The organism is Marseilla massiliensis (assembly GCF_023336985.1).
Classification (GTDB): Bacteria; Bacteroidota; Bacteroidia; order Bacteroidales; family Bacteroidaceae; genus Prevotella; species Prevotella intestinigallinarum.
Window position 1 is genome coordinate 25,440 of record NZ_JAMBLP010000022.1, and the last position, 14,084, is coordinate 39,523.

At 59.1% G+C, this 14,084-nt stretch carries 10 protein-coding genes and 1 pseudogene; 1 reads left to right on the forward strand and 10 read right to left on the reverse strand.

The window, feature by feature from the left end:
* Window positions 1-19: 19 nt before the first annotated feature.
* Both M3089_RS12885 and M3089_RS12890 read right to left on the reverse strand, forming a co-directional pair.
* Window positions 20-1,678: an AMP-binding protein gene (locus tag M3089_RS12885; protein ID WP_249084507.1), complete on the reverse strand. Its 1,659-nt coding sequence runs from the start codon at window positions 1,676-1,678 to the stop codon at window positions 20-22.
* A 126-nt stretch (window positions 1,679-1,804) separates the two neighbouring features.
* The gene (locus tag M3089_RS12890; RefSeq protein WP_205108133.1) at window positions 1,805-2,359 is read right to left on the reverse strand and encodes a helix-turn-helix domain-containing protein; all 555 of its coding nucleotides are present in this window, start codon (window positions 2,357-2,359) and stop codon (window positions 1,805-1,807) included.
* A 339-nt stretch (window positions 2,360-2,698) separates the two neighbouring features.
* Between M3089_RS12890 and M3089_RS12895 the strand changes: the two genes are divergently transcribed.
* Window positions 2,699-3,172, forward strand: coding sequence for a hypothetical protein (locus M3089_RS12895; protein WP_249084509.1), 474 nt, complete (start codon window positions 2,699-2,701; stop codon window positions 3,170-3,172).
* A 489-nt stretch (window positions 3,173-3,661) separates the two neighbouring features.
* On the opposite strand, the pseudogene M3089_RS12900 reads toward M3089_RS12895, so the two are convergent.
* The 8 genes and pseudogenes from M3089_RS12900 to M3089_RS12935 all read right to left on the reverse strand — a co-directional run.
* A pseudogene (locus M3089_RS12900) lies at window positions 3,662-4,462 on the reverse strand (pyrroline-5-carboxylate reductase family protein); the annotation flags it as partial.
* Window positions 4,463-4,531: 69 nt separating this feature from the next.
* Entirely contained in the window at window positions 4,532-5,674 is a 1,143-nt protein-coding gene (locus M3089_RS12905; RefSeq protein ID WP_249084512.1) for an aspartate aminotransferase family protein, read from the reverse strand.
* Between the two features lie 113 nt (window positions 5,675-5,787).
* The gene (gene argC, locus M3089_RS12910; protein WP_205108125.1) at window positions 5,788-6,762 is read right to left on the reverse strand and encodes an N-acetyl-gamma-glutamyl-phosphate reductase; all 975 of its coding nucleotides are present in this window, start codon (window positions 6,760-6,762) and stop codon (window positions 5,788-5,790) included.
* Window positions 6,763-6,764: 2 nt separating this feature from the next.
* Window positions 6,765-6,956 carry a PspC domain-containing protein gene (locus M3089_RS12915; RefSeq protein ID WP_205108123.1) on the reverse strand — a complete coding sequence of 64 codons (192 nt, stop codon included), beginning with the start codon at window positions 6,954-6,956 and terminating at the stop codon, window positions 6,765-6,767.
* A gap of 3 nt (window positions 6,957-6,959) precedes the next feature.
* Window positions 6,960-8,159, reverse strand: coding sequence for an argininosuccinate synthase (locus M3089_RS12920; RefSeq protein ID WP_249084514.1), 1,200 nt, complete (start codon window positions 8,157-8,159; stop codon window positions 6,960-6,962).
* Window positions 8,160-8,337: 178 nt separating this feature from the next.
* Window positions 8,338-8,916, reverse strand: a complete 579-nt coding sequence (locus M3089_RS12925) for a GNAT family N-acetyltransferase (protein WP_249084515.1) — start codon at window positions 8,914-8,916, stop codon at window positions 8,338-8,340.
* A 121-nt stretch (window positions 8,917-9,037) separates the two neighbouring features.
* Entirely contained in the window at window positions 9,038-9,526 is a 489-nt protein-coding gene (locus M3089_RS12930; RefSeq protein WP_205108117.1) for an arginine repressor, read from the reverse strand.
* A gap of 450 nt (window positions 9,527-9,976) precedes the next feature.
* Complete coding sequence (locus M3089_RS12935; protein ID WP_249084516.1) at window positions 9,977-14,053, reverse strand: hypothetical protein; 4,077 nt, start codon at window positions 14,051-14,053, stop codon at window positions 9,977-9,979.
* Between the last annotated feature and the right edge of the window lie 31 nt (window positions 14,054-14,084).

Genomic DNA, 14,084 nt, shown 5'->3' on the forward strand with positions numbered 1-14,084 from the left:
CTGTGGCGGCACGGGCCGGTTACTTCTTCTTGTCTTTCTCTCTTATCTCCACGCGGCGTATCTTGCCGCTGATGGTCTTGGGCAGCTCGTCGACGAACTCGATGACGCGCGGATACTTGTATGGGGCCGTCTCGCGCTTGACGTGGTTCTGCAGCTCTTTGACCAGCTCGTCGCCCGCCTTGTCGCGCCATGCCTTGCTCAGCACGACGGTGGCCTTGACCACCATGCCCCTTATCTCGTCGGGAACGCCCGTTATGGCGCACTCAAGTACGGCCGGATGGGTCATCAGTGCGCTTTCAACCTCGAACGGGCCGATGCGGTATCCGCTGCTCTTGATCACGTCGTCGATGCGCCCCACAAACCAGTAGTAGCCGTCTTCGTCGCGCCAAGCCTCGTCGCCTGTGTGGTAAACACCGTCGTGCCAAACGCGCCGGGTCAGCTCTTCGTCGCGGTAGTATTCCTTGAACAGCCCTATGGGCTTGCCCTTGTCGGTGCGTATCACTATCTCGCCTTTCTCGCCGTCTTCGCATGGTGTGCCGTCGGGCTTCACCAGGTCGATGTCATACTGCGGGTTGGGCAGGCCCATCGAGCCGGGCTTCGGCGTTGTCCAGGGCATGGTGCCCAGTGTCATGGTGGTCTCCGTCTGGCCGAAACCCTCCATGAGCCGTATGCCCGTAAGCTTCTCGAACTTGTCGAATACGGCCGGGTTGAGCGCTTCGCCTGCCGTGCAGCAGTAGCGCAACGACGACAGGTCGTACTTCGAGAAGTCTTCGTGTATCATGAACCTGTAGACCGTTGGAGGGGCGCAGAACGACGTGATGCGGTGCTTCTCTATCTGTCGCAGTATCTTGTCGGCGGTGAACTTCTCATGGTCGAACACGAATACTGCCGCGCCGGCGAACCACTGTCCGTAGAGCTTTCCCCACACGGCCTTGCCCCATCCGGTGTCGGCCACGGTCAGGTGTATGCTGTCTTCTGCCAGGTTGTGCCAGAAAACGCCGGTTGTGAGGTGCCCCATGGCGTAGAGAAAGTCGTGGGCCACCATCTTGGGCTCGCCGCTCGTGCCGCTGGTGAAGTACATCAGCATGGTGTCGTCGTTGGTGTTCACGTGTGCCGGGCGCACGAAAGCCGGGGCCACGGCCCACTCGCTGTGCCAGTCGTGGAAGCCTTCGGGCACCTTCGGCCCAACGCTCACGAGCACCTGTACCGAGGGGCTTTCGGGCATGGCCTGGCTTACCTGCTCGAGCACGTAGTCTTCGCCCACGCACACTATGGCCTTTATGCCGGCGCGGGTGTTGCGGTATACGATGTCGTGCTTGGTGAGCATGTGAGTGGCGGGTATGGCCACGGCCCCTATCTTGTGCAGGGCCAGCATGGAGAGCCAGAACTCATAGCGGCGCTTTAGTATTAGCATCACCATGTCGCCGTGCCCTATGCCGAGCTGCTGGAAGTAGGCTGCCGTGCGGTCGGTCTCTTCCTTGAGGTCGCCGAAGGTCGACTTGCGGCAGTCGCCCTCGTCGTTTGTCCATATCAGTGCCACCTTGTCGGGGCGTTCTTCGGCCCATGCGTCCATCACGTCGTATGCGAAATTGAAGTTGTCGGGCACGATGAACTCCAGGTTTTTCTTGTAGTCATCCTGAGAAACGAATGAAGTTTGCTTTAGAAATCTTTCTATCATCTCTTCTTCTTTGCTTGTTGCTTGGTGTATTTGTCTGTCCGTCGGCCGGGTAGGCCGTTTGGCCTGCGCCCGGCTGCGTAGCGTTTAGTTTGTTGTGGAGAGTGTGGTTGCGTCAGGCCGTGCCCGTCATATCACCACGACGAGAAACCTGACGGGCTTGCCGTCGAGCGCCCTCATGCAGTGGGGCTGTGTGGCATCGAAGTAGATGCTGTCGCCCTCGCCGAGCTCCATCACCTTGTCGCCGATGGTAATCTCCATCCGTCCCTCCACGATATAGTTGAACTCCTGTCCGTCGTGAGAGTTCTTGCTGTACTTGCGGTCGCCCGGCAGCGGGTCGACCTGGGTGAGAAACGGGTCTACCTTGCGCCCGCGGAACCCGCTGGCCAGGCTCTGGTACTTGTACTCCTTGCGCCTTTCGACGCTCAGCCCCTGGCCTTTGCGCGTCAGGAAGTAGGCGCTCATGCGCGGTTCTTCGCCAAACAGCAGCACGTCGAGCGATATGCCGTAGCGCTTGGCTATGCGCGAGAGGCGGTAGACCGACGGGTCGGCCTCGCCGGCTTCTATCTTCAGGTAGTGGTCGAGGGTGATGCCACACAGTTCGGCCACCTCTTCTGCCGGTATGTCGAGCACCTCGCGGAGTCCTTTAAGGCGTTGCCCGATTTGTTTGATTGCTTCGTCCATGTATATTTTGTTTTAATTCGTGCAAAAATAACAATAATATCCGACATATTGAAACGTTCGTTCCATTTTATGGTTCGTTGTATTAATTATCTGAAAATCATTGCACACGCCGTCTTTTTGTGTGCAAGACTTGGCCCGCCATTGTTGAAAATATCATAAAAAACGGCCGGCGCGGTTAAACAGGCCGCCGGCCGGCGAGTCTAAAAAGCATACAGGAAAACGCGGCCCGGGGCGCATGCGGCGTGATGGTACCGGCGGTGCAGGGCGTTCGGCTGGCGTGGCCTGGCAGTGCATTACAGTAATGGTATAACTTAACTAAAGGTAAAGGAGACTACAGTCATGAAGAAAATTCTGATAGCGCTGGCCATGGTGTGCATGGCAGCGATGCCGTCTGTCGCGCAAGGCAACGGCAACAAGGACGCGAAGCCGACAAAGGAGCAGGTGGCCCAGCGCAGGGCCGAGGCAGTGGCCGACAGGCTTATGCTGGGCGACGGGGCCCGTGCCGAGTTCGTGCCCCTATACCAGAAGTATTTGGGCGAGCTCGCCGAGGCCCGCAAGTCGGGCCGCACGGCCGCTGCCAAGGGTTCTGCCCAGACCGACAAGGAGATACTTGAGGGCATAGAGCGTGAGCTTGAAGCGCAGCAAAAGGTGATTGACGTGAAGAAAAGCTACTACAAGAAGTTCAAGGGCATGCTCAATGCGCGACAGCTGAAGCAGCTTTTCAACGATAGGCGTCCTGCCCCCGGCTTGCGCATGCCGTTCGGCCAGCCGCACAAGGCCAGGCTTGCCGGCCAGGGCGCCAAGCGCGGTTGAGCGCCGTCTGCGGCCCCGCCAGCCCGTGGGCTGCGGGTGGCCGCAGGGCAATCTTTGCGGCGGGCCGTGGCTGTGGATGCCAGGTTGGCCGCCGGAGGCACGAATAGTTACGCCATGTAGCTGCGCTGGCTTCCGCCCGCCTTTGCCGCGGTGGCTGCCACGGCTGTTTGCCCGCTGTTGGCAAACGGGCCGTTCAGGCCGCCAATACAGGCCGTTCGGGCTTTCAAAACCGTAGGTTTCGCATGGTAATATGGGCCGTTTTGCCGCCCGGGGCGCAAGGCGCTGATTGACAGATGGTTGGCCTTGCTGTGCGGGCTGGCTTGTGCCGCGGTCGGATGCCGTCGGTGACAACGGCCGCCGGCGCCGCATGTGGTGGCGGCCAGACGGCACATGGATATATGGCAATCCCTCCGTCCGGAAAGCACTCCGGCCGGAGGGATTGCCTTTCTGCCCGGCATGTTGCTGCCGTGCCATGCCGCCTGGGCAGCCTTATTGCAATCCGGCCTTCAGCCCGCGTATGACGGCGCTTGAGAATCCGGCGTGCTCCATCTCGTTGAGCCCGCGTATGGTGACGCCGCCGGGGGTGGTCACCGTGTCGATGGCCGCCTCGGGGTGGTCGCCCGACGTCTGCAACAGTTCGACGGCCCCGCGCACCGTCTGCAGCACAATGTCGCGTGCGGCCTGGGCCTTGAAGCCCAGTTCGACGCCACCCTCGGTGGCGGCGCGCACGTAGCGCATGGCATAGGCTATGCCGCACGATGCCAGTGTGGTGGCTGCGGGCAGCAGACGCTCTTCGGTTATCAGCGTGCGGCCCACGCTGTCGAGCACGGCGCACACGCTCTCGGTCTGTTGGCGGGTGGCCTTTACCGGCACGACAAACGTCATTGAGCACAGCTCGGCCACGGCGATGTTGGGCATGGCCAGCATCAGGGCCGGCGTGCGCCCCCCGCTGTCGGCCAGCCATCGGGCCATGTCGGCCGAGCCCACCCCGGCCGCTATCACCACCACGGTTTGTGCAGAAAGGTCGAGCGAGCCTTTTATTTCGGCGAGCACGCCCTCTACCACCCATGGCTTAACCACCACAAACACCACGTCGGCCCCTGTGGCAGCCGCCACGTTGTCTGTGGTGGTATGCGCGCCAAGTTCGGCAAAGGGCCTTAGCGCGGCCTCCGTGCGGTTGGCCACGGTGATGTTTCCTGCCTGCCACCTGCCGCTTTTCAGCAGGCCTTTGGCCAGCGAGCCGCCCATGGCCCCGGCCCCTATGATTGCTATTTTCATTTCGGTGTATTTGTTTTTTCTCTTGTTACTCGTTTTGTGCCATGCCGGGCTTGCCGCGGTGCGGCCTGCCGGCGGTGGAGGTCATTGTGCGTCGAGGCATTTTTTGAGCCTTGCCACAAACTCGTCGGCCATTGCCTTGGTAAAGCACAGCGGCGGCAACAGGCGCAGGGTGTTGGTGCCCGAGCATCCCGTGAACACATGCTCTTCGTAGACGAGCCTGTTGCGCACGTCTTTGTATGGCATGTCGAGCTCTATGCCAACCATCAGGCCGCGGCCGCGCACGTCGGTGATGTGGCTGCACGAGGCCTGCAGGGCCTTGAGCTGCCCCATCAGGTAGCTGCCCGTTTCGCGTGCGTTGTCGACCAGCCGCTCTTCCTCCATCACGTCGAGCACGGCCAGGGCGGCCGTGCAGGCCAGGTGGTTGCCCCCGAAGGTGGTGCCGAGCTGCCCGTAGACAGGCTTGAACTCGGGCGATATGAGCACGGCGCCCATGGGGAACCCGTTGCCGATGCCCTTGGCCACAGTGATGAGGTCGGGGCGTATGCCGAGCCACTGGTGGGCAAAGAAGCGCCCGCTGCGCCCGTAGCCGCATTGTATCTCGTCGCATATCAGCACCGCGCCGTGGCGCTTGCATGCCTCGGCCAGGCCCTGTGCAAACTCGGGCGTGGCCAGGCGTATGCCGCCAACGCCCTGTATGCACTCTATGATGCAGGCGCACACGTCGCCCTTGGCCAGCTCGGCCTCCCACGCCGCAAGGTCGTTGAGCGGCAGGTAGGTGGTGTGGCCGCAGTCGTTGATGGGCGCTATTATCTTGGGGTTGTTGGTCACCTCGACCGCCAGCGATGTGCGCCCGTGGAACGCTTTCTCGGCCGAGAGCACCCTTGTGCGCCCGTTTGTGAACGAGGCCAGCTTCAGGGCGTTCTCGTTTGCCTCAGCCCCGCTGTTGATGAGAAACAGCTGGTAGTCGTCATACCCGCAGGCGCGGCCCAGCCGCTCGGCCAGCTCGGCCTGCAGCCTGTTTATTACCGAGTTGCTGTAGAAGCCCAGCATGTCGAGCTGGCGCCCCACCATCTCGATGTAATGCGGGTGGCAGTGGCCGATGCTTATCACGGCATGGCCGCCATACAGGTCGAGGTATTCCTGCCCGTTTTCATCCCACACGGTGCAGCCCCGGCCCTTGACAATGTTTATGTCGAATAACGGATAAACGTCGAATAGTTTCATTTTGCTTCAGATTACTTTGAAAACGATGTATATCACCCCGCCTATCAATGCCCCGATGATGAACGAGTTGGCGAAGGTGTCGGTGTTGAACTTTGCCATGGCCGCGCTCCCCGTCAGAAGGCCGAGGCCTTTAGCCTCAGGCCCTCGGCCTCGTCGAGCCCGAACATGATGTTCATGTTCTGCACGGCTTGGCCCACGGCGCCTTTCAGCAGGTTGTCTATCGTTGATGTCACAAGCAGCTTGTCGCCATGCTTGTCGCAGTGTACGAGGCACTTGTTCGTGTTCACCACCTGCTTCATGTCTATGGCCCTGTCGGTGTAGTGGGTGAACGGCTCGCCCTCGAAAAACTCTTTGTAGGCAGCCGTTATCTCGTCGGCGGGTGCATCGGTGCGCACCACGGCTGTGGCAAAGATGCCTCGCGTGAAGTTGCCCCTGTAGGGGATGAAGTCGATGCCTGCCGCCGGCGAGCCCTGCACCTGGCCCAGGCTCTGCCTTATCTCGGGCACGTGCTGGTGGCTGAAGGCCTTGTATATGCTCAGGTTGTCGGCCCGCCACGAGAAATGGGTGGTGGCGCCGGGCTTCTGGCCGGCCCCGGTGGAGCCCGTGATGGCGTTCACGGCCACGTCGTCGTGCAGCAGTCCCATCTTGGCGGCGGGCAGCAGCCCCAGCTGTATGCACGTGGCAAAGCATCCGGGGTTGGCCACGTGCCTTGCAGCGGCAATGCGGTCGCGGTTGATTTCGGGCAGCCCGTAGACAAAGTCGTTGCCCGGGGCGGCCAGCCTGAAGTCTTGCGCCAGGTCGATTACCCTGAGGTGGGCCGGCAGCGGGTGCTCGTTGATGAACGCGGCGCTCTTTCCGTGGCCGAAGCAAAAGAACACCACGTCGACAGAGTCGAAGGGCATGTCGGCCGTGAAGGCCATGTCGGTGTCGCCGACGAGCCCCTCGTGCACGTCGGCCACGGCGTTGCCGGCGTTGCTCTCGCTGTTGGCAAACACTATCTCGGCCCCGGGGTGCCCCATGAGCAGGCGTATCAGTTCGCCGCCGGTGTATCCGGCCGCCCCGAGGATTCCTATTCTCACTTTTTCCATCGTCAATTCTTGCTTGGTATTATCCAGTAAAGTATCGGGTAAAGAATGATGCCGCTGAAGGCTGTGAACGCGGTGAGCAGGGCGTAGGCTATGCGCACGAGCGTAGGGTCGAGGCCGAAGTATTCGGCCAGGCCGCCGCATACACCGCCGAGCATCCTGTCGTCAGAGAGCGTGAGCCGCTTTCCGCTGTACATGGCTCAGCGCTTTTCGTCGTTGTGTATGCCGTAGTACACCCTGAGCGGGGTGCTCAGCACCTTGATGAACCCCTTTGCCTCGTCGGCCGTCCAGCCGTGCTGCATCTCGCCATACTCGCCGAGCTTCGACTTTGTGAGGTCGTCGGCCGAGTCGACACCCACCGTCTCGAAGCCCATGGGCCTGAGCTTGAGTATGGCCGTGCCGTTGACATTGCGCTGCGACGAGGTGAGCATGGCCTCTATGTCGGGCATCACGGGCTCGAGATACTGGCTCTCGTGCAGGAACATGCCGTACCAGTTGGCCACCTGGTCTTTCCAGTACTGCTGCCATTTGCTCAGCGTCGACTTCTCCAGCAGGCGGTGGGCCTCGATGATGAGCTTGGGGGCGGCGGCCTCAAAGCCCACGCGGCCCTTGATGCCGATGATAGTGTCGCCCACGTTGCAGTCGCGCCCTATGGCGTAGGCAGAGCCAATCTCCTCGATTCTCTGTATGGCGGCAACCTTGTCGGCGAACGCCTCGCCGTTGACGGCCACTATCTCTCCCTTCTCGAATGTTATCTTCAGCAGCTCCTCGCCGTCTTTGGCGACATGCTTCAGGTATGCTTCCTCGGGCAGGCCCTGCGTCGGGTCGAGCAGCTCGCCGCCGCAGATGCTCGTTCCCCAGATGCCCACGTTGTACGAGTATTTCAGCTTTGCGAAGTCGGCGGTGAACCCGTTGGCATTGAGGAAATCAACCTCTTCCTTCCTGCTGAGCGCCTTGTCGCGCGTGAGCGTGATTATCTCTACCCCCGGGGCCATCACGAGGAAGGTCATGTCGAAGCGTATCTGGTCGTTGCCGGCCCCCGTCGAGCCGTGGGCAATGGCGTCGGCGCCTATCTCGTTGGCGTAGCGTGCTATGGCCATGGCCTGGAATATGCGCTCCGAGCTCACCGAGATGGGGTAGCAGTTGTTGCGCAGCACGTTGCCGAATATCATGTACTTGAGCGATTTCTCGTAGTACTCGTGCGTTACGTCGAGCGTTACGTATTGCTTGGCGCCCAGCTTGTATGCGTTCTCTTCGTTTTTCTGGAGCTGCGCGGGGCTGAACCCGCCAGTGTTGGCGCATGCGGCGTAAACGTCGTAACCGTCTTTTGCCAGTTTCATTACTGTGTACGAGGTGTCCAGCCCTCCGGAGAAGGCCACCACAACTTTCTTGTTTGCCATGTCGTTGTCGTTTTTTTACGGTTGTTGTTTCTTTGTTTGTTTTAGTCTGCCCTGTGCTGCCTGGCGGCTGTGGCGCAGTGGCCTGGCGTGCGGATGCGGGCGCGCCGCGCCGTGGGCGGGGATGTGTGGTGGCCCGGTGTGGCGCCTCCGACGCCACGGGCCGCCATGGGTGTCGGCCTCACCCCTTGGCTGCCGCAATGTCGATGGGGGGCTTTTCGCCCGGGTGGTCGGCCGGGTCGTAGAGCATGCCGGTGCAGATGCAGTAACGGCGGCCGGTGCGCTTGAGCACGTCGACATTGACGCAGCCTTCGCATCCGCGCCAGAACGCCTCGTCGTCGGTGAGCTCGGCGAATGTCACGGGCAGGTAGCCCAGGTGGGTGTTCATCTTCATCACGGCCGAACCGCTGGTCAGGCTGAATATCTTGGCATTGGGCCAGCGGGTGCGGGCCAGTGAGAACGTCAGGTTCTTGATGCGCTTTGCCACGCCGCGGTTGCGGTATTCGGGCGCCACGATGAGGCCGGATGTGGTGACGTACTGCTTGTTGCCCCATGTCTCGATGTAGCTGAAACCGGCGAAGGCGCCTCCGCAGAGTGCTATCACGGCCTTGCCCTCCTTCATCTTTGTGGCAATGTACTCATGGGTGCGCCTGGCTATGCCTGTGCCGCGCACCTTGGCTGCGGCTGCCATCGTGTCGAGTATTGTGTCTACGTAGCGTTCATGGCTTGCATCGGCCACCATTACCTTAATCTCTTCCATGTCTGTCAGTGTAACTGATGTTTCGTTTTATTGTCGTTTTTCTGTAGTCTTGTTCTATGCCGCTGCCGTCGCGGCGCGGCGGTTTCGGCGGCGAGTGCTGTTGACGGCTGGCGCCCGGGCGTCAGTAGTCGGCCTTCGCCATCTCCGGCACCACGGCTGCCAGGGCGCTGACAACGTCTTTCTGCTGGGTGCCTTCGGCCACGACGATGAATATTGTGTCGTCGCCGGCAATGGTGCCAAGTATGCAGCTTATGTGACTGGCGTCGATGTTGTATGCAATGCTGCTGGCATAACCCGGCCGTGTCTTTATTACGCCCATATTGCCGGAGAAGTGTATCGACAGGAATCCGGGCACCTGCATCATTTCTTTCACCTGCGCCGGGGTGCTGACGCGCTTGTACATGGTCACGTTGGGCAGCACATAGATGTAGTTGCCTCGCATGGTGGCTGCCTTGGCCACCTTGAGTTGTTTGAGGTCTCGGCTGAGGGTGGCTTGCGTAACCACGTATCCTTCCTTTCGCAGTGCAGCAAGCAACTCTTCCTGATTGCCCATCTCTTGGCTTGAGATAATCAGTCTCAGCGTTTCAAGTCTGTCTTTCTTTGATTTCATGCGTGTGTATGTTTATGCGGGTTCGGCTGCAAAGATATACATATTTATGCGAACTGCCAAAGAAAACGTGCATAAATTTCCAGCTTGCCCTGATTTTTTGATGTGGTTGTGTTAAACTGGATGCTGTGCCGTGCGGTGTGGCCCGCGTGGCGGGGCGTCGGCTTTGCCTTGCCGGCATGTTGCTCCCTGTGCCTTAATCTGTTGCGGCATGTTGCGCCATGCGTGCCGTCGGTGGCGTTGGCGGGTGATTTCGCTTATGCCGCCATGGCCTTTGCCGGGGTGAATGGGGTGGCTGCCGGAGCTGTGGGGCGGGCCTTGCCGCGGGCTGCCGGCTGTGGTCTCGGGGGCGCTGTCTGCGGCCACTGCGTGCCGGTCAAGGCCATTCCAAAAGAAAGGCGGCACCCGGTGCAGTGCCGGATGCCGCCTTGTTGTTTGGCTTAAGCCTGTTGTTTACTTGATGACAACCTTCTTGCCGCCGATGATGTAGAGGCCCTTGGCCAGGCCGTCGAGCGACTCGCCTGCCTTGCGAACCATCACGCCATTGATGGTGTAGACGTTGTTGTTGTCTGTGTCAACGTTTGTGTTCACTTCGTTGATGCCAACGCTGATCAAGTCGGCATTGCCAACCTCGATGAGATAGATGTGGCAACCGCTGGTAGAAGTAACGAGCACATCAACAGGATCGGTGCCGAGGGTCTCGGGAACAATCCACTCGTAAGATGTCTTCTCCACAGGTATGCCTTCGCCAATCTCTGTTCCGTCAACGCTCAAGCGCACTCCGCGGGCATTGTCGCCGGTGTTCTTGTGCGACTCTATTTCCATCAGGATCTTCTGTCCGGGCTGTACTGCAGGTATGGTGAACTGCAGGTCGGTGCCGTTGAGCCAGAGGTATGAACCGCCGGCGTAGGTTCCGATGCTTGTCTGCGGGTAGTCGATGGCCAGGGCAACGGTGTTGTTCAGCTTGGTTACATTGTTGAAGAGCAGGCCTGCGGTCTCGGCAATGGTCTCGCCGTTGGCCTTCAGCTCTGTGGGCTCATTGATGTAGCTGCCATACCAGTAGATGGTGTACGGGTCTTTCAGGCCGTCTGCCTCTGTCCATTCGGCACCGTCTTTCTCGTAGCGGCGCCATCCGGTCTCTGTGCCTTCGGGTGCCGGGCCGTCGATGTAGTTCTTGGCTTCAGCCTCGAGGTTCTCCTTCGTGGTCTCGCTCCATGTGGTGAAGTCCCACTTGCGGTACTCCTGCGGCTCTGCCTTGGCCACTGTCAGCTTGACGCCGTGTACTGCCACGTCGCCGCCACTGCCGTCGGTGTTGACGCCGGTGAAGTCGATCATGTACTTCTTCGACTTGTCGAGCTCTACCGTTGCCACAGCCGTGGTGTTCGGGGCGCTCTCAGCCGTTGCTGTGACAGCCTCGCCACCGTCGGCCGGTGTGGCTGTGATCACGAGCGAGCGTGACTCGCCGCTGCTTGTCGTAACACCGTATCCGGTCACTGCGTCTACGCCGGTCACGTAGATAACAAGCGTCTTCTCGCTGTTGCCACTCTTCACTCCGACGCCGGGGAATGCCGTAGCGCTCTCGAGGGTCTCGCCTGTTGCCGGGTCGATGTTGCCCTTCTTGTTGTCTACGCGTGCGGCAGCTCCGGTGAGCCAGCCCTCTTGCTGTGCAGCTGCAACGTTTTCTTCAGTGGGCAGGAACACCTCGGTCTCGGTCACTTCCTTGTAAACCGTCTCGGGCTCGGCGCTTGCGATGGCGGTTGGCCAGAACTCATAAGTGTCGGTGTTTACGTCGTGGAAGACTATTCCGCTGATTGTTGTAGGCTCTGTCGGCAATACCATTGCGCCGTCGGCATACTCCATCTTCTGGAACTTGTCGACCAAAGTGATAGTCTCCTTGCCCTGTGCTATGGTATAGGTGGTGGTAGCCTCGTCGTAGGTGATGGTGACGTCGGCATACTGTATGAGCCTGAGTGAGTTCTCGGCTGCCTTCGACTCGGCAACGCCCATGACAGTGGCAACCGGCTCGGCGGCCTCTGTGGTAATCTGCGACGTAGCTGTCTTGTCGTTGGCGCCCAGGCTGATGTCGCCGTAGTTGTTAGAGAGCGTTGCGATGAGCGAGCCGGTGAGTGAGATGCCGTCGCCGGTGAATGTCTCGGCCAGGGCCTCGGCCACGCTGGCGTCGATTGCCACTGCGCCTGTAGCGTCCTCAATGATGATGGTGCGCTCGCCCTCTGCATACGGGTCGATGCCGGGCTCTTCGTCGCCGCCGGGCTCCTCGGTGCTTGCCTCTACGGTCTCGTCAACCGTAACAACGGCGCCCTCGAGCTTCAGCTCAACGTCGATGCCGGTTGGCATTTCCTTCAGTGCTGCAATGTTGGCAGCCACCTCCGGCTGTACGTTGGCTGCGTCAACGATATCGTCGGCGCTTACGGGGTAAACCTCCTGGGCTGCTCCGTCAGAGCCGCCTATGGCAAGGATGCTGCCTATGTTGGCAGGCCATGAGTAGTCGGCCGGCAGCACTCCGAATGCGTCGTCAATCCAAACGGATGTTCCTCCGAACGAAAGCCAGTTGCCCTCTACAGACATTGAGCCGACAAGCTTGATGAGCCGGTTGGTGTATTGCATGCCGTTGAGGCCCTGCACAGTGGCCAGGGTCGGTGTGACGGTGGTCTGCTCTGCTGTGAATTCCGAGCTTGCGGTCTGGCCGTTGGCGCTGAGCTGAGGTATGCTGCCGCGTGCGTAGGTAGCGTAGAGGTTGCCGGTGAGGGCGGTGTTGGCTGTCAGTTCGAGTCCTATGTTGCTGAGCTTGATGGCTCCGGTCTCGTCTTCGATGAATGCGATGTCATCCTTTACGAATGTCACCTTTGCCCCGTTGAGCGCGAGGTTGATGTTTTCGCCGCTCTCAATTGTTGAAAGGGCGCCGATGTTTGCCACCTCGGTGGCCGGCTCAACATAGTCGCCAACGGTGAAGCCGGTGAATGTCGACTGGAAGACGCTGAACGTGAAGGTCACTGTCTCGGCGTCGCCTGTCCATGTCTTTGTCGTGCCGTCGAGTGTGCCTACGTCGGCCTTGACGATGCCCCATGTGCCTGTGCAGTCGAGAACAATCTTGTTGATGTGCTTGCCGTCGACGCCCTTGAACGTGAGCGTGCCGTTGGTGATGTCGAGATACCAGTTGCTGTTGTACGTGCGGAACTCGCCGTCGCCGTCAACGGTCACTGTGAACTCGCCGCCGTCGAGCACCGTGCCGTCGGCAATGCTGCCGGCCGTGATGCCTTCAATGTCGGCCAATACCAACTTGCCGGTGGCGTATGACGGCTCAGTAATTTCAACGTCGCCGGTCTTTTGGAAATACACATAGTCGATGCTCTTTTGGCTTGAACCGCCGCCTGCTGCCAATGTTATGGTATTTGAATTGGCTGTCAGTGAGAACTCTTCGCTGGTTACTTCGCCTAAATTTGTGTTCGGGGCTACAGCTGTAAATATGGTTGTGCTGCCGCAGTTGAAGTTGAACTGAGCACTTGCTGTCTTGCCAGCATCAAAGATGCCTGCAACCATCTTGTATTTTCCTGCTGGCAGGGTTGCAACCGTCAAGTCTTGCTCATCGTTGTAACCTGTCTTGGAGTTAGAGGCTCTGACTGCAACATTGCCATCTGAGATGACCTTTGCGCCCTCGATATCCTCTCCTTCAATAAGAAATTTAACGTCAGTGCCAACAGCGGTGTATTCCAGATTTTCGGTTTGTCCGTTTTCGTTGAGTGTGAATTTGTGGTTGTACTCCTTGTTGGTGGGTTCTTTCTTGTAGAGAGTTCCGTCTGCACCGAGAATGTATCTAGGATAGGCAACGGTAATCGACGTGCCCTCGTTGTTTTTGTCCTCGGACAACACCTTAAGGGTATTTGTGCCGTCTGTGGCATTTACGGTGTAAGTGTATACGGGCTGTTCGCCTGTGTATAGAACCAAAGAAATATTGGAAATGGCTTGTTCGCGGGCAGTGCCAGTGAAGAGTCCGAATGTCAATATTTTGTCTTCATCGGCCAGGAAGTAGTCGGTGACTATGGCTTCTAGGTCGGCACCGCTTTCCTTTACCCATTCGTCGGAAGTGTATACGTCGGTAACTGCAGAGCCAGACGATGTTACGCTGGTCCACGTTGCCTGGCTAAGGTCTATGTCCCCGCCTTCTACTGTTGCAACGTGAATCTGGGAATTCTTTCCTGCAACAGTGCAATAAGAATGGAACTTCAATACAGCCTTGGTTATTTCCTGTCCTGAATAGTCGGAAGCGTCTACTTTAACAAGTGCTACTGATGATGAACCTGCAGTCCCGATAGCGAAAGTTCCTCCGCTTATTTTGCCATAGTTTATTCGCCATTCGGTTGCTCCCTCATTGTAGAGCACATCGTCGGGAGTGTCGCCAGAGATGGTTGTCACTTGGCTTGGGGCAATTTCAAAGTTCTCTGCCGTAGCATTGGTGCCTGCGCCAAAGAGGGCAAACACGGCTGCAAGAGCCGAGAGTAATCTTTTATGCATGTTATTTTTATTTAGTTAGTCGTTTGCGCCT